The organism is Parasaccharibacter sp. TMW 2.1884, from assembly GCF_023337695.1.
Classification (GTDB): domain Bacteria; phylum Pseudomonadota; class Alphaproteobacteria; order Acetobacterales; family Acetobacteraceae; genus Bombella; species Bombella apis.
In genome coordinates this window covers 469434-494943 of sequence record NZ_QORR01000001.1, presented here as the reverse complement: position 1 = coordinate 494943, position 25510 = coordinate 469434, and the positions used below count along the sequence as shown (strand labels likewise).

Below are 25510 nucleotides of genomic sequence, written 5' to 3'. Positions count from 1 at the left end.
TTTCCTTTCATCAGGAAAGGAAAAAATGACCTTTCAAAGCCAATTAAAGCCGATAGTTGGGAGCTTCCCGGGTGATGGTCACATCATGCACGTGGCTTTCCCGCAGACCCGCATTGGTGATCTTGCGGAAGCGGGCACGGGCCTGAAGATCGGCAATCGTGGCGGAGCCGGTATAGCCCATGCCAGCCCGCAGGCCACCGATCAGCTGGTGTACGACAGCCGCCATCGGCCCCTTGTACGGCACCTGCCCTTCAATCCCTTCCGGCACCAGCTTCAGCGTGTCCCTCACCTCACCCTGGAAGTAACGGTCTGCCGAACCACGAGCCATGGCCCCCATGGACCCCATGCCACGATAAGCCTTGTAGGTCCGCCCCTGATACAGGAAGCTCTCGCCGGGGCTTTCCTCACACCCGGCCAGCATGGAGCCGACCATCACGACATCAGCACCGGCCCCGATGGCCTTGACAATGTCACCGGACGTGCGGATGCCACCATCGGCGATGGCAGGAATGTCCAGCTCATGACAGGCGGCTGCCGTTTCCAGCACGGCGGAGAACTGCGGCACACCCACACCGGCCACGACACGGGTCGTGCAGATGGACCCCGGACCAATGCCGACCTTCACACAGTCTGCACCGGATTCGATCAGCGCCCTGGCAGCTTCTGGCGTGGCCACGTTGCCGGCGATCAGCTGCACGTCGGCATATCTGTCACGCAGGCGGGCCACGGTCTCCAGCACGCCACGGGAATGACCGTGGGCCGTGTCGACCACCAGCACATCCACGCCCGCCTCGACAAGAGCCGCCCCACGGCGGAGACCATCCTCCCCAACGCCGATGGCCGCAGCGCAGAGCAGACGCCCCTCCGCATCCTTCACGGCCAGCGGATGGGTCATGGCCTTGTCCATGTCCTTGACGGTGATCAGACCGATGCAGCGTTCCGCATCGTCCACGACCAGCAGTTTCTCGATCCGATGATCATGCAGCAGCTGGCGGGCCTGATCCGGGGATGCCCCGTGCCGGACCGTGACCAGCCCCTCATGCGTCATCAGGTCCCGCACACGGGTATTTTTATCTTCGGTAAAGCGCATGTCACGGTTGGTCAGAATACCAACCAGCCTGCCATCCTTCTCCACGACCGGGAGGCCGGAAATGCCATGGTGGGCCATGATCTCATGAACATCGCTCAGCGTCTGGTCCGGCCCCACCGTAACGGGATTGACCACCATGCCAGCCTCAAAACGCTTCACACGACGGACCTGCTCGGCCTGTCCTTCCAGCGTCAGATTCTTGTGGATGACACCCATGCCGCCCTGCTGCGCCATGGAGATGGCCATTTCCTCTTCCGTCACCGTATCCATGGCGGAAGAGAGCAGCGGAATGTTCAGCTCCAGCTTGCGGGTAAGACGTGTCTTCGTGCTGACCTGACCGGGAAGAACCGATGATTCAACCGGCTCGATCAGCACGTCATCAAAGGCCAGGGCATCACGCACACGGCTGTAAAGTTTGTCATTCTGGAAATTGGTCATGATGCCTACGCCCTCGCTCGTGCGTCCTGTTCAATACAACTAGGTCAGCCTACCACCACTGAAAGGGTAATTAAGCTGTTGGCAGGGTCTCATAACGCACTCTGTAACCATAGGCAAAGGAAAACAGACTGCAGCCTGCTCTCCTCACAGGGAGGAAGAAAAACGGGGGACTGGTTTCCCCTCGCCTGCTGCGGCCAGTTCCTTGCGCCGTGTATCGAATACGGCCGCCAGATGCCGCAGGAAGGGGCCGCCCTTTTCTGTCAGGCTCACCCGGTTGCCCTCCCAGCGGATCAGCCCGTCCTCCTCGAAAGGACGCAGGGCTTCCAGCTCTTCTGCAAAAGCCTGTTCCAGACCCTGTCCTGACGGGATGTAGGGTGTCAGGTCCACGCCCGAAAGGCACATGACGGTCTCGATCACCTTCCCCCGCCAGCGGTCCTCCTCCGTACGGAACACCCCCCGGGCAACGGGAAGGCCATCATGCTCCTTCAATGCCCGGATATAAGCCGCCGTAGACGGAATGTTCTGGTAGAATCCGTCAGGTGTCATGGAAATGGCCGATGCTCCCATCCCCAGCAGGACGGGTGATGAATCGATCGTATAGCCCTGAAAATTGCGATGCAGTGTACCGGCCTCATAGGCATGGGCCATGGCATCTTCAGGATGGGCATAATGGTCCAGCCCGATGGGCTTGTAGCCTTCCTCAACCAGAACACGGTCGATCCTGTCCGCCTGCTGCAACCGCTCTTCCGAAGATGGGAGAGAGTCTTGCGGGATGAGCTGCTGGCGTTTCTGTTTCCACGGGACATGGGCATAGCCGAAAACAGCCAGACGGTCTGGCCTCATTCCAGCAACACGCCGGGCCGTGTCCTGTACGCTCTCGACTGTCTGATAGGGCAGGCCATAGATCAGGTCGATATTCACCCCATTCACCCCTGCCGCACGGGCCTGCTCCACACAGGCCAGCGTCTGCTCGTAAGACTGCACACGCCCACAGGTCTCCTGCACAATACGATCAAGGTCCTGCACACCGAAACTGATGCGGTTGAAGCCCAGCTCGGCCAACAGGGGCAGCATGCCCTCCGGCACATGACGGGGATCCATCTCCATGGCGATTTCAGCATCATCAGCCAGCCGGAACTGTTCCCGCACTGCGGACATTACGTTACGCAGGGCCGTTTCTGGCAGGGTTGTCGGTGTGCCGCCACCAAAATGGAGATGCCGGACCACACGCCCTTGCCCAACCAGTGCAACGATACGGTGCATCTCCTCTAAGAGAAGGTCACCATAGGCTGCCCGTGCCTCTTCCTGCCGCATCACTGCCGTGTTGCAGGCACAGAAGCGGCACAGCTCGTCACAAAACGGGACGTGGAAATACAGGGAGACGGACTGCTCTGGCGGCAGGGCCTTCAGCCAGTCTGCCACCTCCTGCGGCCCGATGGCATCAGAAAAACTGACCGCCGTAGGATAGCTGGTATAGCGTGGCAGGTTGCCGCCATAACGGGCGATCAGGTCAGGAGAAATATTTGCAGCCACAGTCTCACCATAATCCAGTCTCGGTCAGGGAGCTTCTGCTTACAGCGGCGCACCCTGTTACGCAAACCACCCCATGGGCAGAATGTAACGGAACGATTAACCTGTCTGAGAAAAATGGCTGGGAGACCTGGATTCGAACCAGGGCTGACCGGGTCAGAGCCGGTAGTTCTACCGCTAAACTATCTCCCAAGCGGTCGGGGCTTCCCCCTGGAGCAAACACACCACATGACTGGCTGGGAGACCTGGATTCGAACCAGGGCTGACCGGGTCAGAGCCGGTAGTTCTACCGCTAAACTATCTCCCAAGCGGCGTTTGCTGGAGGGGTTCTAGCCCCATTCCCCCCACGACGCAAGGGGGATGGGAAAGTTTTTCCTTATTTTACCGGACGCCGGAGTGCGCTGGCCAGAAATGCTCCACCAATCAGGACAAGCCCGACAAGCCCCGTCACCCACTCCGGCACCTCCACCAGCACGCTGACCAGCATCAGGAGGGAAAGGATGAAAATGGTGTAAAACGCCCCATGCTCCACATAGACATACTCGGCCAGAGCATTCGTTTTCAGCATGGAGAGTGTCATGGAACGGACAAACATCGCCCCCACGCCCAGCCCCAGCGCAATGACAACTGGGTCCGTCGTGATCGCAAAGGCCGAGATGACACCATCAAAGGAAAAACTGGCATCAATGAATTCCAGATACAGAAAGGTCAGCAGCCCCCCGCCAGCCGCCATGCGGGACGCCCCCGGCTCGCCTATCAGCCAGACCAGCGTTTCCTTGCCCAGAATATAGGCCGCAATCCCCCCGCAGCCCCAGAACAGGAAGGCCATCGGGTCATGCCCCTGCCCTATCAGGCGGGTGATGAGCATGAGAACTGCCAGCGTCAGCCCGACCGGCAGGGCTGACACTCCGCCCAGACGGGCTGCCGGACGCTCCAGCCATGAGAGCCAGTGATGCGTCTTGTCATCATCCAGAAAATAGTTCAGCGCAATCAGCAGAAGGAACGACCCACCAAAAGCGGAAATCATGTCCTTTGCCCCCAGCATGATGGCGGCATAACGCTGCGGCTCCATGATGGCGAGACGGGCCGCCTGCCATGGTGACAGCCCGGCCACCAGAGCGACCAGAAGCACAGGGAACAGGAACCGCATCCCCAGTACGGAAAGAGGCATCCCCCAGCTGATGTACCGCTTCTGCCAGCGTGGCGACATGGTTTTGAGGATGCCATAATCCACGATGGCATTATCCATGGATTCAGCCGTTTCCATCAGGGCAAGAATGGCCACGCCCTCCACACCCATGAGAGCACCGTACAGGCTGGGCGTATGTCCGTACCCCAGAGCGGCACCAACACACAGGGCCAGAGCGGCCAGAACAAAAGCGGCGTAAAACTGTCTCAAGAGCTGTACCTGTTTCTCAAGATGATGAGCCTTTCTGCTCATGATCCCTCATCCCTTACAGGCAAAAAGGGGCAGGCAGCAACGGACAGGCTTTGCAGGGCGACAGGAAGAGCCTATCTTTCCCTCCATGAGTCCGAAACACACGCCTCCTTCCTCCCGTCGGCCAAAGGGCGGTGCCACGCCACCCCGCATCCCCGGCAAACCCCTGCGCCACTCCCGCACGCCCGGCACCCGGGATACGGCGGATGACGCCGCCACCTCCCAGACACTGCGAACCCAGACCGTAAAACTCCGCAAGGCACGGGGTCGCACGCCAGCGCAGCAGCGCTGGCTGAACCGCCAGCTGAACGACCCCTACGTGACGGCGGCACGACAGCAGGGCTGGCGCTCCCGTGCCGCCTTCAAGCTGCTGGAAATGGATGACCGCTTCCACTTCATCAGGCCCGGAAGCCGGGTGGTGGACCTCGGAGCTGCCCCGGGAGGCTGGGCACAGATTGCCGTCAAGCGTGGAGCTGCCAAGGTGATCGGCGTGGACCTGCTGCCGGTGGACCCGGTGCCGGGGGCCGAGATCATCGAGGGTGACTTCATGGAGGCCGACATGCCGGAGCGGCTCCAGGCCATGCTGGGCGGGCGGGCTGATCTCGTCATGTCCGACATGGCACCGAACACGACCGGCCATGCCGCAACCGATCATATCCGCATCATGGCCCTGGCCGAAAACGCCCTGGATTTCGCCCTGAAAATATTGGCCGAGGACGGAGCCTTCATCGCCAAGGTCTTTCAGGGAGGGTCCGAAAAAGACATGCTGGACCTGATGAAACGCAATTTTGCCGTCGTCAAGCACGTCAAACCCCCTGCCTCCCGCAAGGAATCGAGCGAGCTTTACGTCATTGCCACGGGTTTCCGTGGTGAGCCGTGAGTTCAACGACTATCCAGAACCGATTCGGAACCTATTTATAAGGGCGCTCTGCGGCCATCAGGACGCCTGCTTTGCCCTTCTGCCGATCGGTCTGGAGCAGTCCCTGTTTCCGATCCTGTCCCGCTGCGTTCCACAGGAATTCTCCCGGAACATTCCGAAGCACATTGCCCAGTTCTGGGACAGCCCTGAACCGCCGGAAGACGTCCGGGATGCCATGAAAGGCATCCGGAATGACAACCCGGCTTTCTCCTACCATCTGGAATGTGATGCCTCCGCCCGGGCGTTCATCCATGACCACTATGGCGCCAGCGTCACCGCCCTCTATGACGTCTGCCCTCACCCGGCCATGCGGTCGGACTTCTGGCGGCTCTGCTACCTGCATGTAAAAGGCGGCGTCTATATTGATGCGGATGTAACAAGCCGTGCCCCTCTGACAGACATAACCAGAGGCACACATTTCAGGACGCTTTTACCTTATTCTGTCGGCGAACCATGGTGCCTCGACAATGACGTGCTCATCCAGGAGGCTGGCAACCCTCTCATGCAGCATATCATGGAAACCATGTTCCAACGGGTCCGGCACATTCTGGAAACCGGCTATTTTGAAAATGTCTGGGTCTCGACCGGCCCCGGCGCCATGGTTGTCGGCACGATGAGCTGGATCGCCCACACCCTGAAAAACCAGAAAGTTCCATTCCATGAGGTCAGCCAGTTCCTGATGGCAGCAGGAATCGCCTTTGTTGCCCATCGTCAGGTCGAGCAGACACTCGATACCTGCTCACACTTTGCCTACCAGAGCACCAATGCCAACTGGCGAAAATTCATGAAGTGGCCTGACAGCAACACCCCCTGATCCCTGACAGCAGCATCCATCACCGTTCCGCTCCAGTCATCATTTCCTGCACGGCCTGCATCAGGACACTTCGCTCATGAGGGGCCGTGACATCGGCCAGCGTGACTTCATCCAGCACATCCATGAAAGCGAATCGGGCTTTCAGCAGCGTCTGTTTCAGACGGCAGCCACCAACCAGAATGCAGCCAGAGGCTCCCTCCTCCTTGCCCATGCAGCCGACAAGGGCGAGATCATCCTCCGTGCAGCGGACAATGTCTCCCAGATAGATCTCCTCAGCATTCCTGCCCAAACGCAGCCCACCATTGCGGCCACGCAGCGTCTTGATGAAGCCGTGCCGCCCCAGCCTGTGCACGACCTTGACCAGATGATTCTCTGATATGCCGTACACGCGGGCAATCTCGCCAATGGAGACGAGACGCTCCTTCTGTGTCTCCAGATAGATCAGGGACCTGAAGGCATAGTCGGTATAGAGGGTCAGACGCATTCCGGGAGCTTCCTTCCGGTCGTGTTTCAGATGATCCGGCGTCACTCCAAGCCTGCATGCAAAAGAGGAGACGTGGTGGCAGTGGCTCCTTCTCCGAAACTAACAGAAAGATGACATCTGCCAACCTGTTTCCTTGCCTCGTCTCTTCCGGCTTGACAACGGCTGGTATCGACCTATTTTAAAGATGTATTTTATATGCATCTTTTGGAGAGTGTGATCCTTGTCCATTTCCCTCACCCCACAGACCCGTACCATCGTCAAAGCCTGTATTCCTGCCCTGGAGGCTCATGGCGTCGACATCACCAGAGAGATGTATCGCCGCCTTCTGAGTGATGAAAACATCCGAGACCTCTTCAACATCTCCCATCAGAAAAATGGCGACCAACCCAGGGCCCTGGCCTATGCCGTCCTCGCTTATGCCCGCCATATTGACGATCCCACGGCCCTGAAAGACATGATCGAGCGTATTGCCGAGAAACATGTCGGGCTGAACATCCTGCCAGAACATTACCCCCATGCTGGCACAGCGCTGCTTGGGGCCATTGCCCATGTCCTGGGAGAGCAGGCCACACCTGAAATCATGGAGGCATGGAAAGAGGCTTATGGGTTTCTGGCTGACGTATTGATCAACCGGGAACGGCAGATATATGAGGACCACGCCGCCAGAAAAGGCGGCTGGACAGGATGGCGTGCCTTCCGCATCGCCGATCGGCATGAGGAAACGGCTGACACCGTCTCCTTCATCCTTCAGCCGGTGGATGGCCAGCCCGTCATGCAGCACCAGCCGGGCCAGTATCTCAGCTTCCGGCTGGACATCCCTGGCCATGGCCCGGAGCGCCGCAATTACAGCATTTCGTCAGCCCCGGCAGATGACCATTACCGCATCACTGTCAGGAAACAGGAAGACGGCGTCGTGTCCCGCTGGTTCCATGACGATGTCCGGGCAGGTGATACTCTGGATGTCTCTGCTCCAGCCGGTGATTTCTTCCTGCAATCTTCCTCCGAAAGACCACTGTGCTTCATCTCTGCCGGTGCAGGCATCACGCCTGTCATGTCCATGATGGAAGCACTGACCACCCGCACTTCACATCCGGCCATCCATTTCATTCATGGCACCCAGACAGCAGACAACGAAATTTTTGCCCGCAAAACCCATGGGCTGGCTGCCTGCGGAGCCATTACGGCAGACCTGTTCTACAGCCAGATGAACAGCCTTCCACAACGGACAGATGGCCTGAACTGCCATACTGGACGCCTCACACCCTCATGGCTGAAAGCGCATAAGGACAGACAGGCTGATTTCTATATCTGTGGCCCGACAGAGTTCATGGTCAGCATGATCCACACCCTGCGGGAGCAGGATATTCCCATGGATCGCATCCATTATGAAATGTTCGGCTCTGCATCCACCCCCTATCTCGTCACACAGGCCTGAACCTGTCCGACACCGCAACAACATGAAAAATGGGGCGGCACCATTATTGCCGCCCCATTCCTGCTTTGCGGGTTGAAAGCAACCTTCAGCCTGCCTCGGCCGGGCGAACCTTCTCCAGCAGCTTGGTCAGAGAAGCCAGAATCTTCCGGGCCATGCTGATGCGCACGGCATTGGTCATTTCCCGCACCATGGCCAGCTTGTGGTCAGGCCGTATCTTCACACCGGCCTTCTCATTGCGGGCAACCCAGCGGATCAAACCATCAGGGTTGCCGAACCTGTTCCTGCGGAACTGGAGGACCATGCCTTTCGGGCCTGCCTCCAGCCGCTCCACGCCCGTCTCACGGCAGAGCTTCTTGATCATCACGACATCCAGAAGATTCTCCACCTCCTGCGGCAGAGGACCGAAACGGTCCACCAGTTCAACCCGCATGGCGTCCACATCCGCCTCATCCTTCAGGGCGGCAATGCGGCGGTACAGGCCAAGACGGACGGGCAGGTCCTTCACATAGTCCTCCGGCAGCAGCACCGGCAGGCCGAGGATGATGTTCGGCGTCCAGCCCGTATCTTCCTCCTCGCCTTCGTTCCTCATCCGGCGCAGGTCCGTCACGGCGTCCTGAAGCATCTGCTGGTACAGCTCGATTCCCACCTCCTTGATGTGACCGGACTGCTCATCTCCCAGCAGATTTCCTGCCCCTCGCAGGTCAAGGTCATGAGAAGCCAGCGTGAAGCCCGCCCCGAGGGAATCAAGCGTCTGCATGATCTCCAGCCGCTTGACGGATGAAGCCGACAGGACATGCGTCTGCGGCCAGGTCAGATAGGCATAGCCCCGCTGCTTGGCCCGCCCCACACGGCCCCGCAGCTGGTAAAGCTGCCCAAGGCCGAACATGTCCGCCCGATGAATGATGATCGTGTTGACCCGGGGCATGTCCAGCCCACTCTCCACGATGTTGGTGGAAAGCAGGATGTCGTATTTCCCCTCCGAGAACTCCGTCATCACCGTTTCCAGCTCGGTGGGAGTAAGGCGGCCATGAGCCTCCGTGATGCGGGCATCGGGCACGATCTCCCGCAGCCGGTCGGCCATGTGCCGCATGTCCGTCAGACGGGGCACCACGCAGAAGACCTGCCCTCCCCGGAAGCGTTCCCGCTGGATGGCCTCATGAATCATCACCCTGTCAAAAGGCGTGATGAAGGTGCGTACGGACAGACGGTCCGTCGGCGGGGTGGCGATCAGGCTCATTTCCCGCACGCCGGAAAGGGACAGCTGAAGCGTCCGTGGCAGGGGCGTGGCGGACAGCGTCAGCACATGCACGTCTTCCCGCAGGGCCTTCAGCTTCTCCTTGTGGGACACGCCGAAATGCTGTTCCTCGTCAATGATGAGCATTCCCAGCCGTTCGAACGACACGGCTTTCGAGAGCAGCGCATGGGTGCCGATGACAATGTCCACCGTTCCATCGGCCAGCCCTTCCCGCACCTTCGTGGCTTCCTTGGCCGTGACCATGCGGGAAAGCTGCTCCACCTTCACGGGCAGCCCCTCGAACCGCTTCCTGAAGCCGATATAATGCTGCCGGGCCAGAAGGGTCGTGGGTACGACCACCGCCACCTGCATCCCGGACATGGCCGCCACGAAGGCCGCCCGCAGGGCCACTTCCGTCTTGCCGAAGCCCACATCACCACAGACGAGCCGGTCCATCGGCTTGCCACTGCTCAGGTCCTCCAGAACGTCCGCAATGGCCCGTGACTGGTCTTCCGTCTCCATGAAGGGGAAACGGGCGCAGAATTCATCCCACATCCCTTCAGCCGGGGCCATGATGGGAGCTTCCTTCATGGCACGGGCCGCCGCCGTGCGGATCAGCTCTCCGGCCATTTCCCTCAGGCGGGTCTTCATCTTCGCCTTGCGGGCCTGCCACGAGCTGCCGCCCAGACGGTCGAGCTGCACCGCCCCCTGCTCGGAGCCGAAACGGCTCAGCAGATCAATATTTTCCACGGGCAGAAGAAGCCGCTGCTCACCATCATACAGGATGGAGAGATAATCATGGGCCACACGCCCTTCCCGCACCGTCTCCAACCCGACATAACGGCCAATGCCGTATTCCTCATGCACGACGAGATCCCCCTCTGAAATCTCGCCGATCTGCGTGATGAAGTCATTGCCCTTGCGCCTGCGCCGGGGCGGACGGGCCAGACGTTCCCCCAGCAGGTCCTGTTCGGACACGAAGGCCAGACGCTCCCCGGTGAAGCCCCGTTCCATGCCCAGCACGACAAGCCCGACAGCCCCACGGGCCATGCCCGCCGCCTGCACCCAGTCATCGAAACTCTCGCAGGGAATATCATGGTCCCGCAGCAGGCTGCTGATCCGCTCCCGGGAGCCGTTGCTCCAGGCCGTCAGATAGGTCCGCCGTCCCTGCTTCGCCCAGTCCTGCACATGGGTGGAGAACTGGTGGAAGACCCCTTCCCGTCCGGCACCGCCCATGCTGGCAAAGACCGGACCCGGCCTGTACCCGGCATCCACGCCTTCTGCGCCATCGGGCTGGACGAAAGGTGACAGCAGGACGGTGGGGTGACCCTTCAGCATCCCGTCCCAGCCATGACGGTTCAGATAGAGCCGGTGCGGTGGCAGGGGCCGATAGGGCAGCTCCCCCTCATGCCCGGCGGCACAGCGGGCCTGATAATGGTCGGCGATCATGTCCAGCCGTGCCGTCAGAATTTCCGGCGTGTCCCGTTCGAAACTCAGGGCGGCATCCGGCAGGTAATCCAGCAGGGTTTCCATATGCTGGCCGTCGCCGTCATGAAACAGTGGCAGATAATGCTCTGCTCCACTGGCCCTGCGTCCTTCCAGAAGCTGGCGGTAGAGAACATCCTCCATCGCTCCCACGCCGAACACATCCCGCCAGCCCGTCTGGAAGCGGCTCAGGCTGGGCTTGTCCAGCGCATATTCCGAAACCGGCGTCAGGCTGAACTCCGTCCGCTGGTCCGTGGACCGCTGGGTGGCGGCATCAAAACTGCGGATATTGTCCACCTCATCCCCGAAGAGGTCCAGCCGGACAGGCTCCCCGGAATCAGCGGGGTAAAGATCGAAAATGCTGCCCCTCATGGCGAACTCGCCACGTTCCATCACCGTATCCACACGGCTGTAGCCGTTGCCCACGAGCCGTTCCGCCAGACTGGTCGCATCCAGCGTATCACCGACCTTCACATGGATGGTCTGCCCCGCAAAGGCCGCACGGGGCGGCACACGCTGGAGCATGGCATGGATGGTCGTCAGCACGATGCGGCCCGTCTTGGGCCGTGGCTCCAGAAGGTGGCTCAGCGTGGCGGCACGCTCGGCCACGATGGAAGGATTGGGGGAAATCCGGTCATAAGGCAGACAGTCCCATGCCGGAAAGCGCAGGACGGTGACTTCCGGCATCAGCCAGCCCAGCATGTCCGCCAGAGACGCCAGGGCAGCGTCATCATGTGCCACATGAACAAGCGTCCCCTCATGTTCCGCCAGACGCTGACGGAGCAGGAATGCCACCGCCCCATCAGGCACCCCCCAGACTGTCGGACCAAAGGACGCAACGGCAGAACGATCAACAGGCATCAGGGCGGGCTCTCCACTAAGGACATTTTTATTATCGGCCGGTTCTGCTACCCTATAGCCCTCCACAGCCCCCCTGTCAGCCCGGAAGCCACCCGCCCCCGATGCCATGCCCCTAGCTCCCCCTTCCGCACGGATTGCGCCACTTCTGGCTCCCATCAGCAGCCTGCCGGGCACAGGCCCCCGCCACGCCACGATGCTGGGCCGGATCAGCGGCGGCAGGCGGATCATCGACCTGCTCTTCACCCTGCCAGAAAAGCTGATCGACCGGCGCAGGCTCATGAGCGTCGCCGAGGGGCGGAAACTGCCAGCGGGCGACATCCTGACAAGCCGTGTCCGTGTGACAGGCATCCGCCGCCCCGTCCGCTCCTCCCAGCCCACCATCCTGACCACCAGAGACAGCACCGGCACGCTGGAGATCACCTTCTTCCAGAAGGGGCGGCTCTTCCTCCCCCCAGAGGGGGCAGAAATCCTCGTTTCCGGCAAGGTCGGGCATTACCATGACCGGCTGACCCTCTCCCGCCCGGACCACATCATGGCCTGGGAAAAGAAGGACAGATTCCCGTGGCTGGAACCGGTCTGGCCTCTCACGGCCGGGCTGTTTCCCTCCACCGTGCGGAAAGCCATGCAGGCCGCCCTGGCCCTGATCCCGCCCGACCTCCCGGAATGGCTGGACCCGCCCCTGGTGAAAAAACGGAACTGGCCCAGCTTCGCCACGGCTCTTGGGCTGATGCACTTCCCCGAGACGCTGCCTTCCGACGACGACCCTACTCCCATTCTGGAGCGTGCCCGTGCCCGGCTGGCAGCCGATGAAGTTCTGGCGGACCAGCTCTGCCTGGGGCTGGCCCGGATGCAGGCCCGGACACGCACGGGCCGCCCGCTGGTGGGCGATGGCTCCCTGCGCCGTACCCTGCTTGAGCGTTTCGGCCATGAACCCACACCGGCGCAGCGGCGTGTCATGGCCGAAATCGCAGCTGACATGGAGCGTCCCGCCCCCATGATGCGCCTGCTCCAGGGTGATGTCGGCGCCGGAAAAACGCTTGTCGCCCTGACGGCCATGCTCCAGGCCGTCGAGGCCGGAACACAGGCCGCCTTCATGGCCCCGACGGAGATCCTTGCCCAGCAGCATGCCAGCACGTGCGAAGCCCTGTGCCCGGTGCCGTTCGTGTTTCTCAGCGGCTCCGTCAAGGGGAAAGCACGGCGGGTCGCACTGGCGAAACTGGCCGATGGCCATGCGAAGATCGCCATAGGCACCCATGCACTCTTTCAGGATGGCGTCACCTTTGCCGACCTCGGCCTGGCCGTCATCGACGAGCAGCACCGCTTCGGCGTGGAGCAGCGCATGAGGCTGGCCAGCAAGGGGGCAGCCACCGACCTTCTCGTCATGACCGCCACCCCCATCCCCCGCACCCTGCAACTGACGGAATGGGGCGAAATGGGCGTGAGCCGGCTGGACAGCAAGCCAGCCGGCCGCCAGCCCATCCATACGACCGTGCACAACATGGGCAAGCTGGACGACATCTTTGCCGGCATGAAACGGGCCCTGGACCAGGGGAAGCAGATCTTCTGGGTCTGCCCCCTCATCGAGGAGAGTGAAACGCAGAGTGCCGCAGCGGCAGAAGAACGCTGGGCGGAGCTCACAAAACGTTTCGGCCCCATCATCGGGCTGGCTCATGGCAGGCAGGACATCGACACGAGGCAGAACGCCCTGACGTCCTTCCAGAAAGGCCAGACCCGCCTGCTGGTCGCCACCACGGTCATCGAGGTCGGCGTGGACATTCCCAATGCCACCATCATGGTCATCGAACAGGCCGAACGCTTTGGTCTGGCCCAGCTGCATCAGCTGCGTGGCCGTGTCGGCCGGGGGGCACAGAAATCCTTCTGCCTGCTGCTGCACAGTGAAGGCACCAGCTTCACAGCCCAGCGTCGCCTCCACCTCCTGCGGGATACGGAGGATGGCTTCCTGATTGCCGATGAAGATTTCCGCATCCGTGGTGGTGGCGACCTGACAGGCAACCGACAGTCCGGCCTGCCGGGCTTCCGGCTGGCCGACCCGACCCGCCTCTCCCTGCTTCTGACAGCCATGCGGCAGGACAGCCAGCGTGAACTCACCCGCACCCCCGACCTGACAGGGCCAAGGGGAGAGGCCCTCCAGGACCTCCTGCATCTGTTCGACCGGGCCATACCGGACAGACTGCTTGTATCTGGCTGAAATAAAAGACTGTCACAGAAATTGTTAACAATATTTGTTCAGCCATAAACTTACATTATTGTCATCTCTACGAAGGAGTGGCCTACAATTAGACTTCCAGACGACGCAGCATAATAACGGCAGAAAAAATTATCGTAATTTCATCTTTTTCCTTGTGGCTTAATTGAAAAAACATGCTACCGTCAGAAGTGGAACATGCAGGCATGTTTCCAACATAATGACCCTGAGGGAGCGGATCGACCGCTTCCTCCCTGATGACCCCAGTACGGGACGAGACCCTTGAGAAATAATAGATCCGACCGCAGCTCCTTTTCCTCTCGCCGCGGCGGTTTTGACCGCGATTTCATGACCCAGCCTTCCTATTTTGATGATCGCGGCAGTTACGATGCCCCGCGTGGCGGTGGTTTTGGCGGTGGCGCCCGCCGTGGCGGTGGCCGTGGTGGCCCGCAGATCACCCCGACAGGTCCGGAGATCACCGGTACCGTCAAATGGTTCAACACCGAGCGTGGCTTTGGCTTCGTTGGCCTGAGCGATGGCAGTGGCGATGTTTTCCTCCATGCCAACACGATCAGCGCCCTCGGCCATGCTGAGCCTGCACCGGGCACGACCGTTGTTGTCCGTGTCGGCCAGGGGCCGAAAGGTCGCCAGGTGGCTGAGGTGATTTCTGTCGATGCCAGCACGGCCACAGCAGAAGCCCCCCGTCGCCCTGCCCCCATGCGCCAGGAACGTTTCCATCCTGCTCCGGACCTGTCCCAGGCCGAGGAAATGCGTGGAATCGTCAAGTGGTACAACACCACGAAGGGCTTCGGTTTCATTACGCCTGAGACAGGTGGCAAGGATGTGTTCGTCCACGCCTCTGCTCTGGAGCGCTCTGGCCTGCATGGTCTGGCTGATGGCCAGCAGATCGGCATGAAGGTTGTTCAGGGACACAAAGGCCCTGAGGCTGTAGAGATTACAGCCGAATAAGACAGTCTTCCGCATCCGCTGAAGAAAAACCCCACGGCCCGTAAGGAACGTGGGGTTTTCTGTATCCTCTGCCCACAACCAGCAGAAACGGGCATCCCATCCTGCTACTACTGGCCCGGGGCAGCTTTAACGGGGAATTCCCCTCAATAATCTCCACGCCCTTTGTTACGGAGCAGACGGGCCTTGTCTCGCTGCCAGTCACGGTCTGCAATGGCGTGGCGTTTGTCTTCCTTCTTGCGCCCCTTACCAAGACCAAGTGTCACTTTGGCTACACCACGGGCATTGAAGTGAATGTCCAGCGGGACCAGTGAAGCCCCGGCTCTGGTGACCTCTCCAATATATTTGGCCAGCTGTTTGCGGTGCAGCAGCAGCTTGCGAGGAGCCCGTGTATCAAACCGGGACAGCACCCCTCCCTGATATTCCGGAATATAGGAATTGATGAGCCACAGCTCACCATTCCGTTCTACGGCGTAGGCCTCGGTCAGTGTTGCTCGGCCCATGCGAAGGCTCTTGACCTCCGGCCCCTTGAGAACAAGACCCGCTTCAACCGTTTCCAGAATGGTATAGTTGAAACGGCCCTTCCTGTTCTGCGCAGCGATGCCATGGGAAATGAGCCCACCTTTTGTTTTTTTCTTGCTGGCTGCCATGGTCCGTCTTAATCCAGAAGGCCAAGCAAACGCAGAGCCTCGTCCACACGCTTTTTCGTTCCTTCCGTCGGCTCCACCATTGGCAGGCGCAGCGTGGATTCGCACAACCCGAGACGGGACATGGCGTACTTTGCCGGGGCTGGGCTGGTCTCGGCAAACAGGGCATCATGCAGCGGCAGCAGCCTGTCCTGAAGAGCAATGGCCTCCTGCACCTTCCCTTCCCGCCAGAGACGGTGGAGCTGGGAGCAGAGATCCGGTACCACGTTGGACGTCACACTGATGCAGCCGTGCCCTCCGGCGGCCAGAAAGGACAGGATGGTCCCATCCTCACCAGAAAGCTGGTTGAAGTCCGCCCCAGCCTCCCGCCGCACGGCCAGCGGACGGGAAAGATTGGCCGTAGCATCCTTCGTACCGACAATGTTCGGGTGCTTGGCCAGACGCCCCAGGGTCTCCGGCGTCAGGTCCACAACGGAACGGCCCGGGATGCAGTACAGCCAGAGCGGCAGCGGCGTGGCGTCAGCCACCGTCATGAAGTGGCGGTACAGCCCTTCCTGCGTCGGCTTGTTGTAATAGGGAACGACCACCAGCAGGGCATCGGCCCCCACCTTGTGAGCATGACGAGCCATACCCACAGCCTCATGTGTGCTGTTGGAGCCTGCTCCGGCCATCACGAGCGCACGGCCAGCAGCCACCTCCACACAATGCTCCACGACACGGCCATGTTCCGCATGGGAGAGCGTCGGGCTTTCCCCCGTTGTCCCGGACGGAATGAGGCCTGTCGTCCCGCCCTGGATCTGACGCTCGATCAGCCTGGTAGCGGCCTGCTCGTCCAGCGTGCCGTCCTTCTTCATGGGGGTGATCAGGGCGGTCAGCGAGCTGTGGTACCGTTCATTGATATTCTGTGCCATCTCTTTACTCTCCACCCTTGTCCCTGCTCATAAAAATCCGTGGGCTGACCTCGCCAGCCGACATTCTGCTGCCATTATAGTGAGACCTCTCCGCTGGAGAAAGGTCACATCTCATCCCGAAACGAACTCCGCCGGTAGGTGCCCAGCACATGATGATCCTGGCTCACCCCTGCCAGCTCCAGAAGAGCCTCCCGAACTCCCCTGTCATCCGGCGCCCCCTCAATGTCCATCAGAAAACGGGATGCCTCAAAAGAGCCTCCCAGCATGTAGCTTTCAATCCGTGTCATGTTGACCCCATGCCGTGCAAAACAGGCCAGAACATCACACAATGCCCCCGGCACATGCCGGACATGAACGATCAGCGTCGTCATCATCGGCTGGCCTGCCACGGATTCCACCACAGCGTCCGGAGGGGCCACACGGTAGAAACGGGTGGTATTGTGGGCGGCATCTTCCACATTGCGCAGAAGAACTTCGAGCCCGTTCAGCTCTCCAGCAAGGGAGGACGCCACCGCCGCCTCTTCCCTGCGCCCCCAGCCTGCCACAAGCTCGGCGGCTCCCGCCGTGTCAAACTCTGTTACTGGCTCCAGATCATACCGTGCCAGAAGACCCCGGACCTGCGCCATCGCCACAGGGTGCGTATGGACACGCTTCACATCTTCAAGCCGTGCCCCCTTCACACCCAACAGACAGTGTTCCACCCGCTGGAAATGCTCCCCCACGATCTTCAATCCCGCTTCCGGCAGCAGCGCATGTATCTCTGCCACACGACCGGCAAGGGAATTCTCGCATGGCAGAAGGGCCTCATCCGCCAGACCATCCCGCACGGCCTCGATCGTCTCGGCAAAGCTGCGACAGGGCAGCGTGGCCCAGCCCGGACGTGTGGCCCGGCAGGCCAGATCGGAATAAGCTCCCGGCCGCCCCTGAAACGCAATTACCGGCATGATGGCTGCTCCCCTACTCTGGCCCGGACTCTCGCAAGGTCTTCCGGCGTATCCACCCCCAAGGGAGCCGTGGCAATCCGGGCACAGCCAATCGTCATGCCCGCCTCCAGCGCACGGAGCTGCTCCAGCTTTTCCCGCTCTTCCAGCCCGGAGGGCGGCAGGGTAACGAACCGGGCCAAGGCCTCACGACGCCACGCATAGACACCCACATGATGCCAGTACATGCCCTCACCCCACGGAATCACGGACCGGGAAAAATAGAGTGCCCGGGCCACGTCATCGTCACTCTGGAAACTACAGGCCACCTTCACGACCGACTCGGCGTCACGCTCCTCGGGACCCTGCACCGGGGCAACCAGTGTCCCGATGTCGAACCGCCCTTCTGCCAGTGGGCGCAAGGCCTGCTGGAGGGTCTCCGGTTCCACAAGAGGGAGGTCACCCTGAAGGTTGATCACGCAGTCATGCCGCCTCTGCGGGTCGTGAGCTTCAATCGCCGCCTGCACCCTGTCCGATCCGCTTGGCAGGGCCGGGTCTGTCAGAATGGCCTTCACCCCCGCCATGCCTGCCACAGCGTCCCGGATTTCCTCATCTCCGGCCGCCACGAGGACAGGCCCCAACCCGGCCGCCACAGCCCGGCGGGCGACATGAACGATCATGGGCTCGCCATCAATCTCGGCCAGAGCCTTGCGTGGAAGCCTTGTGGAGGCAATTCTGGAGGGAATGACAATAATCGGTTGCATGATCCCTGATTGCCGTGCGGTCCTGTCCACGTCAATCAACCCAGCAGGAAAAAGGCACAATCCTCATGCGTCAGTCTGATCTTTCCTCCCATCTGGCCCTTGCCCAGCGCTGCGCCGATGCTGCCCGACAGGTCATCCTGCCGTATTTCCGCCAGTCCCTCACCATCATCTCCAAGGCCGATGACAGCCCCGTCACCCTGGCCGACCGGGAAGCCGAATCTGCCATGAGGGCCATTCTGGAAAAGCATGTTCCCCATCATGCCATCCTGGGCGAAGAGGCCGGTGCCTCTGGCACTCCGGGGAAAGACTGGCTCTGGGTGCTGGACCCCATTGACGGCACACGCTCCTTCGTAACGGGCCGACCAAGCTTCACGACACTGATCTCACTGTTTCATGAAGGCCGTCCCGTACTGGGCCTGATCGACCAGCCCGTCACCAATGAACGCTGGCTCGGGCTGGATGGTGAATCCAGCCGCTATGTCGCCCCGCACATGCCCGGCACCATCGGCACCCGGCAGACTGTCCGCCTCAAAGAGGCTGAGCTTTCCTGCACGGCACCGGAAATCTTCCGTCCTGCCCAGTTCCGGCAGTTTCATGCACTTCAGCAAAAAGTCCGCCGGACCTCATGGGGAGGAGATGCCTACGCTTACGGACTGTTGGCTCTGGGACAGATCGACCTCATTGCGGAAGATACGCTCAAACCATGGGACTGGGGACCACTGGCCCCCATCATCAGGGGGGCCGGTGGCAGCCTGACGGACTGGTCCGGCGCCCCGCTGACACTGGAAAGTGACGGCACCGTACTGGCCTGTGCCAGCACACCCCTGCGTGATGAGGCCATGGAAGCCCTTTCCACCTGACGATCTGTCCATTACACATAGATAACGATTCTTCACGAGGTCACGCCTGCTGACCCGGTTCCCACGATGAAGGTTACCCGCCATGCCCCTCTCCCTCGCCAAAGACAGAATCAACATTCTTCTGCTGGAAGGCATCCATGACAGTGCCGTCAACTATCTGGAACAGCAGGGCTACGCCTCTGTCACCCGGCTGAAAGGCGCCCTGGAAGGCGATGCCCTCAAGGAAGCCCTTCAGGGTGTCCATATGGTCGGCATTCGCAGCCGGACGCAGCTGACAGCCGATATCATCAACTCTGCCAACCGCCTCATGGCCATTGGGTGCTTCTGCATCGGCACCAACCAGGTGGACCTCAAGGCTGCCCGGATGGCCGGGATTCCCGTCTTCAATGCGCCTTTCAGCAACACCCGTTCCGTGGCCGAGCTGGTCATGGGCGAGATCGTGATGCTGCTGCGCCGCATTCCGTCCCGCTCGGAGGCCTGCCACAAGGGGGGCTGGGAAAAATCCGCCAACAATGCGTGGGAAGTCCGCGGCAAGACGGTCGGCATCGTGGGCTACGGCTCCATCGGGTCCCAGCTGTCCGTTCTGGCCGAATCCTTCGGCCTGCGGGTGCTCTTTTACGACATCGCCCCCCGCCTGCCACACGGCAACGCCATTGCCGTCAGCTCTCTGGAAGAGCTGCTGGGCCAGTCCGACATCGTGACGCTGCATGTTCCTGAAACACCGGAAACGCAGAACATGATCGGCGAGGCTGAAATCCGGGCCATGAAGCCGAACTCCATTCTGCTCAACAACGCCCGTGGCACGGTGGTGGATATTGAAGCCCTGGCCCGTGCCCTGAAGGACGGCCACCTGATGGGTGCGGCCATCGACGTCTTCCCCGTGGAACCGAAGAGCAGTCAGGAACGCTTCACCTCTCCGCTCCAGGGGCTGGAAAACGTACTGCTGACCCCACACATCGGTGGCTCCACCATGGAAGCACAGGAGCGCATCGGTGTCGAAGTCGCCCAGAAGCTGGTGGATTATTCTGATGTCGGCTCCACCATCGGGGCTGTCAACTTCCCACAGGTTCAGCTGGGTGAGCGCCCCGGCGGGATGCGCTTCATGCATGTCCACTCCAACCAACCGGGCATCCTTGGGCAGATCAACGACATTTTTGCCAAAGCCGCCTGCAACCTGACGGCCCAGTTCCTCCAGACAGATGGTGAGCTTGGCTACGTCGTGACCGAAGCCGAAGCACAGGAAGGCCAGAATGTCGCCGAGCTGGAAAAAGAGCTTCTGGAACAGCTCCGTAGCCTGAAAGGAACCCTGCGGGCCCGCTCCATCCGTCCGGTCCCGGCTGAAGACTGAGCCGTCCTGCTGCCCTGTCCGGTCTGCTTCTGACAATCGCCCGGCAGGTCCACTGTCGGGCGGTTTCATATCCGACCCACAAGGACTTCTGATCATGGCCACCACCCCGCCCGCTCTTGCCCGCATCCAGAGCGTCACCTTCTCTGGAATCGATGCCTTGCCTGTCATGGTGGAAGTTCAGATTTCCAGCGGGCTGCCATCCTTCATCATTGTCGGGATGCCCGCCCGGGCCATTGCCGAATCCCGGGAGCGTGTCCGTGCGGCACTCTCCGCCATGGGGCTGGCCCTCCCTCCGAAACGGATCCTCGTCAATCTCACCCCGGCCGACCTCCCCAAGGAAGGAGCCCATTTCGACCTCCCCATCGCTCTGGGCCTGCTTGCCGCCATGGGTGTCATCCCGGCCGACTCCATCACGGCCCTGACCGCTTTGGGTGAAATCGCCCTTGATGGAACGGTCACCCCTGTAAACGGCATCCTCTGCGCCGCCCTGACAGCATCGACCCAGGGCCAAGGGCTGATCTGCCCAGCATCGCAGGGGGCAGAGGCACGCTGGGGCCATCCGGCCCTTGAGATCATCGCCACGCCATCCCTCACGGCATTGATCGGCCATCTCCGCAAAGAACAGCCCCTGCCGGATGAACCCCCTCCTACCCCCCAGCCTCCCGATTATGGCCTCGACCTCCGGGAGGTGAAGGGCATGATGCAGGCCCGTCGTGTGCTGGAAATTGCCGCCGCAGGTCGTCACTCCCTGCTCATGTCTGGCCCGCCCGGGTCTGGAAAATCCATGCTGGCCAGCCGTCTGCCCGGTATCCTGCCTGATCTCTCTGCGACGGAAATCCTGGAGACCAGCCGCATCCACAGCATTGGTGGCCTGTTGCCTGCCGGGCAGCTTGTCAACCGTCCCCCCTATCGGGCGCCACACCACAATACGACACTGCCTGCTCTGGTCGGTGGCGGCCCAAAAGCCATGCCCGGCGAGGTCAGCCTCGCCCATAATGGCGTCCTGTTTCTGGATGAACTCCCTGAATTTCCCCGCAACTGTCTTGAAGGACTGCGCCAGCCTGTCGAATCAGGTGAGGTCACCATCTCCCGTGCCGCACGGCATACACACTATCCGGCCCGTTTCCAGCTTGTTGCCGCCATGAACCCCTGCCGCTGCGGGTATGTCCATGATGCCGAGCGTTCCTGCAACCGGGCACCACGCTGCGCACAGGATTATACGGCCCGCATCTCCGGCCCGATGCTGGACCGCATGGATCTGTGCGTTCATATCCACTCCCTTTCACCTCTGGCCATCAGCCGTGCCCCCACAGGGGAAAGCAGCGCAGAGGTACGGGCCAGAGTGCAAAAGGCCTATGATCGGCAGATGGAACGACAGGGAACCTGCAACAGCACCATGCCCCCCGATGGGTTCCTCTTCGAAGCGGACGCCCTGGCTCTTGCAGAACAGGCAGCCCTGCGGATGAAACTTTCACACCGTGGCATCACACGCATGTTCCGTGTCGCCCGCACGATTGCCGATCTGGACGGCACGGAAACCGTGCAGAAACACCATGCGGCAGAAGCTCTCTCCTACCGCACCCCGCTCTGAAGATCAGGAAGACAGTCCATCCAGCCCACGGGCCAGATCAGCCTTCAAATCCGCCACGTCCTCCAGCCCGACCTGAATACGGAAGGCTGCGCCCTTCGGCAAACCCTCTTCATGATGTCGTGTCAGTCCCCCGGATGTCGGCAGGACAAGACTTTCATACCCCCCCCAACTGGCTCCAATGCTGAAGAGGTTCAGTCCGTTCAGCATGGCGACCATGGCTTCCTGCGTGATCCCTTCAACCAGCTCCACACCGAACAGACCACTGGCATCCGTGAAATCACGCTTCCATATCTCATGCCCCGGACAGCCCGGCAGGGCTGGATGCCGCACATGGGCGACCTCCGGGCGACTCTCCAGCCAGAGGGCCAGCTCATAAGCGGAGCGGGCCTGCTGGGCCAGACGGACAGCCATGGTCTTCAGGCCCCGCAGGGTCAGCCAGCAGTCATCCGGGGCACCGCAGGCTCCCAGCTCGATGGCGGCACGGCGCAGGGCCTGCCAGTGTTCCTGCCGCTGGACCGTGATGGACCCGAGAATCACATCCGCATGGCCGCTGGGATATTTCGTCAGGGCCTGAATGGATACATCCACCCCATGCGTGAAGGGCTGGAACGCCCCGATCCCCCATGTATTGTCCAGCAGCAGCCGTGCCCCGGCTCCGTGTGCCAGACGGGCGATCCGGGGAACGTCCTGCACCTCGAACGTATGACTGCCCGGGCTTTCGGCAAAAACCACGGCCGTGTTGGGCCGGAGATGCGCCCGCAGGGTGGCTTCATCCGCACGGGGCGGATAAAAGCCGGTCTCAACCCCAAAACGGGCCAACATTCCCAACGCAAAACGCCGTGTCGGACCATAGACGGAATCTGGCAGAAGCAGATGGTCCCCGCTCTTCAGGAACGCCAGCAGAGCCACGCTACAGGCTGCCAGACCGGAATTGACAACCTGCGTATGGCTTCCGCCTTCCAGGGCTGCAATCACCTGTTCCAGCCTGTGCTGGACGGGGTTGCCCATGGCGCCATAAACAAGCCTGTGATCGTAGGCATGAACGCCCTGGGCCTCCATGTCCTCAACCGTCGGGAACACGACCGTTGAACCACGCTCAACCGGCATGTTGACAAATCCGCCTTCCCGACCCGGCTGCTGACGCCCGGCGTGGGTCAGAAACGTTGCAAATTTCTGCCAGCCCTCACCAATGACAGACCCTGCCCCTATGGTCCTGCTCCTGCTCTTCATACCTGTCACTCCTGCTATCCATGCGGGTCGGACAGACATTTTCCCTTCTTCACGAAGAGACGCAACCCCCCTTCATGAAGCCCCCTGCCGTACAGCTTTCTCCTGTAAAGAAGGCCGGTATCTGGCATGAAGGTTCCATGATGTTCTTTACCGCCAAAACGGTATAGACTGCCTTCTCCCTTTCAGGCCTGTGCAGATGGGTCTTGTTTCTGTTGATTATCAGGTCATTACAACAATGCAGGACCCGACATTGCCGTTTGCAGTCCCCCATGCCCTCCGGCTGGTGAGCTGGAACCTTTTTCATGAGGATGGTGCCACGCTGGAGGATATCCGCCTCCTGCTGCGGGTTACGAAGCCCGACATACTGCTCATGCAGGAATGCCGCCCCTTCATCAACCGTCTGCCCGACCTCATAGGGGGGCATTTCAGCCGTCTGGCTTCAGAGGGACGGGTCCATGGCACCGCCTGCTGGAGCCGCCATCCCTTTCTCTCCTCCCCACGGCTGCACATGCTGCCGCCCGGTCTGGCTGCCCACCGTTCTGCCCAGCTGCTGGAATTTGATACAGGGTTTGGGCCGTTCGGCCTCGCCAATGTCCATCTCTCCCACGGTCCCATCCTCAACCGGCGTCAGCTGCGGCTCATCCGGGAGGAACTGCCGGAACGGGCCATCATCATCGGAGACTTCAATCAGGTAGGCCCCGCCATGCTGCGGGGTTTCAGGGATGTGGGACCACGGGAGCAGACCCACCGGATGCTCGACAGGGTGCCCCTGCGGCTGGACCGCTGCCTTGTCCGCGGTTTCTCCCTGATGGAACGGCGGGTCTATCCCCGTTTCGGATCAGACCATCGCCCCATTGCCGTCACCCTGCAACCAGAGGCCGTAAGCAGCAGCCTCACCCTTCCTGATCAGAGATAAGGCAGGAAGAGACAGCAGGCCGCATTCCGCAGGCGGACCGGCAGGGACCATGAATCAATTTCAGCAAGCGTCAGCTGATGGCTGCAATGGCCAAGGATGAACTCTTCCAGATGACCTGCCGTCTCCGCACCATGCAGGGTCAGATTGCATTCGAAATTGAGACGCAGGGACCGTCGGTCCAGATTGGCACTGCCAACAAGGCTCCAGGCCCGGTCCACTGTCATGAGCTTGGAGTGGTTGAAAGGCGGATCCCCCAGCCAGACCCGGCAACCCGCCAGCACCAGGTTCCTGAGGCGGGCATTGCGGGCATAATCCGTCACCGGATGGTTGCTGTGACGGGGAACAACAATATCCACCCGCACCCCACGCAGGGCAGCCAGCCCAAGCTCTGTGGCAAACCGGTTATCCGGGATGAAATAAGGGGTCATGAAGCAGACATGGCTGCGGGCCAGAATGACAGCCTGAAGAATGGTATATTCAATCTTCTCAACATCCATGTCCGGCCCTGACGTCACGACACGGGCCGGAATGCTGCCACCCGCCACGGGCACCGGAAAATAACGCTCCCCTTCCAGGGTTTCCCCAGTCGTGAAGGCCCAGTCCCTCACGAAGACCTCGGAAAGCTGCTGGACCACGGGGCCTTCCAGCTGGAAATGCGTATCCGCCACCGGGATGCGCCGCCCTCTGGGCTGGTTGAGCAGATTTTCCGCTCCAATATTCAACCCACCCATGAAGCCTGTCCGGCCATCCACCACCAATATCTTGCGATGGTCCCGCAGATTGATGAACGGCATCCGCCACGGCCAGAGAGAATGCATGAACCGGGCACAGGGTATGTTCTCCCGCTTCAACCTCTGGATGATCGGGCTGTAGAGATAGCCACTGCCGATACCATCCACCAGTACACGGACCTCGACCCCACGCTGCCGGGCCTCCGCCAGAGCTGCCACGAATTTCCTGCCGATTCCATCATCCCGAAAAATGTAGGAACAGAGCAGAATGGAGTGCTTTGACCGGGCAATGCTTTCCAGCATCCTCGGATACGCATGGTCGCCATCATGCAGGCAGGTCACGCTGTTCCCCTTGAGCAGGGGCAGGCCAGTCAGTCCATCCAGCATCTTTACCAGAGGTGCCATGAAACTGTCGGCAGCATCATGGGTCCATGTCGCCAGAAAGGCCGTCTCCTCCGGGCTGACATCTTCCCGCAGCTTCTGCGCCCGGCGATGGACACGATTGATCCCCAGGCAGAGATAAAGCAGCGACCCCAGATAGGGCATGACCCAGCAGAAACCTATCCAGCCAGCGGCAGCAGCCGTATCCCGTTTGGTGAGCAGGATATGGCCTGTTACCAGAAGGGAAAGACTGACATGCAGCAGCCCCAGCAGGAAGGTGTATGAAAAAAGCGCTGCCATGTCCTCTCCTC

At 60.9% G+C, this 25510-nt stretch carries 20 protein-coding genes and 2 tRNA genes; 9 read left to right on the top strand and 13 right to left on the bottom strand.

Translation table 11 applies throughout. The features are described 5' to 3' along the window. Positions 1-43: 43 nt before the first annotated feature. The 5 genes from guaB to DTI93_RS02145 form a co-directional block, all read right to left on the bottom strand. Entirely contained in the window at positions 44-1528 is a 1485-nt protein-coding gene (gene guaB, locus DTI93_RS02165) for an IMP dehydrogenase (protein WP_081563087.1), read from the bottom strand. 144 nt (positions 1529-1672) lie between these two features. Next, entirely contained in the window at positions 1673-3061 is a 1389-nt protein-coding gene (hemN, locus tag DTI93_RS02160) for an oxygen-independent coproporphyrinogen III oxidase (protein WP_086431037.1), read from the bottom strand. A gap of 115 nt (positions 3062-3176) precedes the next feature. Next, positions 3177-3250, bottom strand: a tRNA-Gln gene (locus tag DTI93_RS02155). 41 nt (positions 3251-3291) lie between these two features. After that, positions 3292-3365 (bottom strand) — tRNA-Gln (locus tag DTI93_RS02150). 69 nt (positions 3366-3434) lie between these two features. Next, a complete protein-coding gene (locus tag DTI93_RS02145; RefSeq protein WP_249079515.1) occupies positions 3435-4499 on the bottom strand; it encodes a DUF475 domain-containing protein in 1065 nt (354 codons plus the stop codon). Positions 4500-4584: 85 nt separating this feature from the next. Between DTI93_RS02145 and DTI93_RS02140 the strand changes: the two genes are divergently transcribed. Then, entirely contained in the window at positions 4585-5376 is a 792-nt protein-coding gene (locus DTI93_RS02140) for an RlmE family RNA methyltransferase (RefSeq protein ID WP_043560413.1), read from the top strand. Continuing rightward, on the top strand, positions 5366-6229 hold the full coding sequence (locus tag DTI93_RS02135) for a glycosyltransferase (protein WP_249079513.1): 864 nt from the start codon (positions 5366-5368) through the stop codon (positions 6227-6229). Before DTI93_RS02140 ends, DTI93_RS02135 begins: the two co-directional genes overlap by 11 nt. Positions 6230-6248: 19 nt before the next feature. Here DTI93_RS02135 and DTI93_RS02130 read toward each other — a convergent pair whose 3' ends face one another. Then, the gene (locus DTI93_RS02130; RefSeq protein WP_081563464.1) at positions 6249-6713 is read right to left on the bottom strand and encodes an Rrf2 family transcriptional regulator; all 465 of its coding nucleotides are present in this window, start codon (positions 6711-6713) and stop codon (positions 6249-6251) included. Positions 6714-6933: 220 nt separating this feature from the next. On the opposite strand from DTI93_RS02130, the gene hmpA reads away from it, so the two are divergent. Beyond that, positions 6934-8148 (top strand): NO-inducible flavohemoprotein, encoded by a 1215-nt coding sequence (hmpA, locus tag DTI93_RS02125; RefSeq protein WP_249079510.1) that lies wholly within the window; start codon positions 6934-6936, stop codon positions 8146-8148. Between the two features lie 85 nt (positions 8149-8233). On the opposite strand, the gene mfd is transcribed toward hmpA, so the two are convergent. After that, the gene (gene mfd / locus DTI93_RS02120) at positions 8234-11728 is read right to left on the bottom strand and encodes a transcription-repair coupling factor (RefSeq protein ID WP_249079508.1); all 3495 of its coding nucleotides are present in this window, start codon (positions 11726-11728) and stop codon (positions 8234-8236) included. A gap of 106 nt (positions 11729-11834) precedes the next feature. On the opposite strand from mfd, the gene recG reads away from it, so the two are divergent. Together recG and DTI93_RS09480 are read left to right on the top strand one after the other, a co-directional pair. Continuing rightward, on the top strand, positions 11835-13937 hold the full coding sequence (recG, locus tag DTI93_RS02115) for an ATP-dependent DNA helicase RecG (protein WP_249079507.1): 2103 nt from the start codon (positions 11835-11837) through the stop codon (positions 13935-13937). Between the two features lie 279 nt (positions 13938-14216). Continuing rightward, positions 14217-14903, top strand: a complete 687-nt coding sequence (locus DTI93_RS09480) for a cold-shock protein (RefSeq protein ID WP_081563082.1) — start codon at positions 14217-14219, stop codon at positions 14901-14903. Positions 14904-15046: 143 nt separating this feature from the next. Here DTI93_RS09480 and smpB read toward each other — a convergent pair whose 3' ends face one another. The 4 genes from smpB to DTI93_RS02085 all read right to left on the bottom strand — a co-directional run bounded on the left by smpB (position 15047) and on the right by DTI93_RS02085 (position 18142). Beyond that, entirely contained in the window at positions 15047-15550 is a 504-nt protein-coding gene (gene smpB, locus DTI93_RS02100; protein ID WP_081563081.1) for an SsrA-binding protein SmpB, read from the bottom strand. An 8-nt stretch (positions 15551-15558) separates the two neighbouring features. Further along, entirely contained in the window at positions 15559-16458 is a 900-nt protein-coding gene (dapA, locus tag DTI93_RS02095; protein WP_043560424.1) for a 4-hydroxy-tetrahydrodipicolinate synthase, read from the bottom strand. A gap of 104 nt (positions 16459-16562) precedes the next feature. Next, positions 16563-17402, bottom strand: a complete 840-nt coding sequence (locus tag DTI93_RS02090) for a prephenate dehydratase (protein ID WP_043560427.1) — start codon at positions 17400-17402, stop codon at positions 16563-16565. Beyond that, positions 17393-18142, bottom strand: coding sequence for a 3-deoxy-manno-octulosonate cytidylyltransferase (locus tag DTI93_RS02085; protein ID WP_249079505.1), 750 nt, complete (start codon positions 18140-18142; stop codon positions 17393-17395). The genes DTI93_RS02090 and DTI93_RS02085 overlap by 10 nt, the downstream gene beginning before the upstream one ends. A gap of 65 nt (positions 18143-18207) precedes the next feature. On the opposite strand from DTI93_RS02085, the gene DTI93_RS02080 reads away from it, so the two are divergent. The 3 genes from DTI93_RS02080 to DTI93_RS02070 all read left to right on the top strand — a co-directional run bounded on the left by DTI93_RS02080 (position 18208) and on the right by DTI93_RS02070 (position 21941). After that, positions 18208-19002, top strand: coding sequence for an inositol monophosphatase family protein (locus tag DTI93_RS02080; protein ID WP_249079503.1), 795 nt, complete (start codon positions 18208-18210; stop codon positions 19000-19002). An 82-nt stretch (positions 19003-19084) separates the two neighbouring features. After that, positions 19085-20350, top strand: a complete 1266-nt coding sequence (serA, locus tag DTI93_RS02075) for a phosphoglycerate dehydrogenase (protein WP_043560435.1) — start codon at positions 19085-19087, stop codon at positions 20348-20350. Positions 20351-20444: 94 nt separating this feature from the next. Next, positions 20445-21941, top strand: a complete 1497-nt coding sequence (locus DTI93_RS02070) for a YifB family Mg chelatase-like AAA ATPase (protein WP_249079501.1) — start codon at positions 20445-20447, stop codon at positions 21939-21941. Positions 21942-21944: 3 nt separating this feature from the next. Here the strand turns inward: DTI93_RS02070 and metC are convergent, their stop codons facing one another. Further along, a complete protein-coding gene (metC, locus tag DTI93_RS02065; RefSeq protein ID WP_086431046.1) occupies positions 21945-23171 on the bottom strand; it encodes a cystathionine beta-lyase in 1227 nt (408 codons plus the stop codon). Positions 23172-23367: 196 nt separating this feature from the next. Here metC and DTI93_RS02060 point away from each other — a divergent pair, with 196 nt between their 5' ends. Further along, positions 23368-24087, top strand: coding sequence for an endonuclease/exonuclease/phosphatase family protein (locus DTI93_RS02060; RefSeq protein WP_227431353.1), 720 nt, complete (start codon positions 23368-23370; stop codon positions 24085-24087). Here the strand turns inward: DTI93_RS02060 and DTI93_RS02055 are convergent. Next, on the bottom strand, positions 24078-25499 hold the full coding sequence (locus tag DTI93_RS02055) for a phospholipase D-like domain-containing protein (RefSeq protein WP_249079500.1): 1422 nt from the start codon (positions 25497-25499) through the stop codon (positions 24078-24080). The two genes, DTI93_RS02060 and DTI93_RS02055, sit on opposite strands and share 10 nt — an antisense overlap. Positions 25500-25510: the final 11 nt, after the last annotated feature.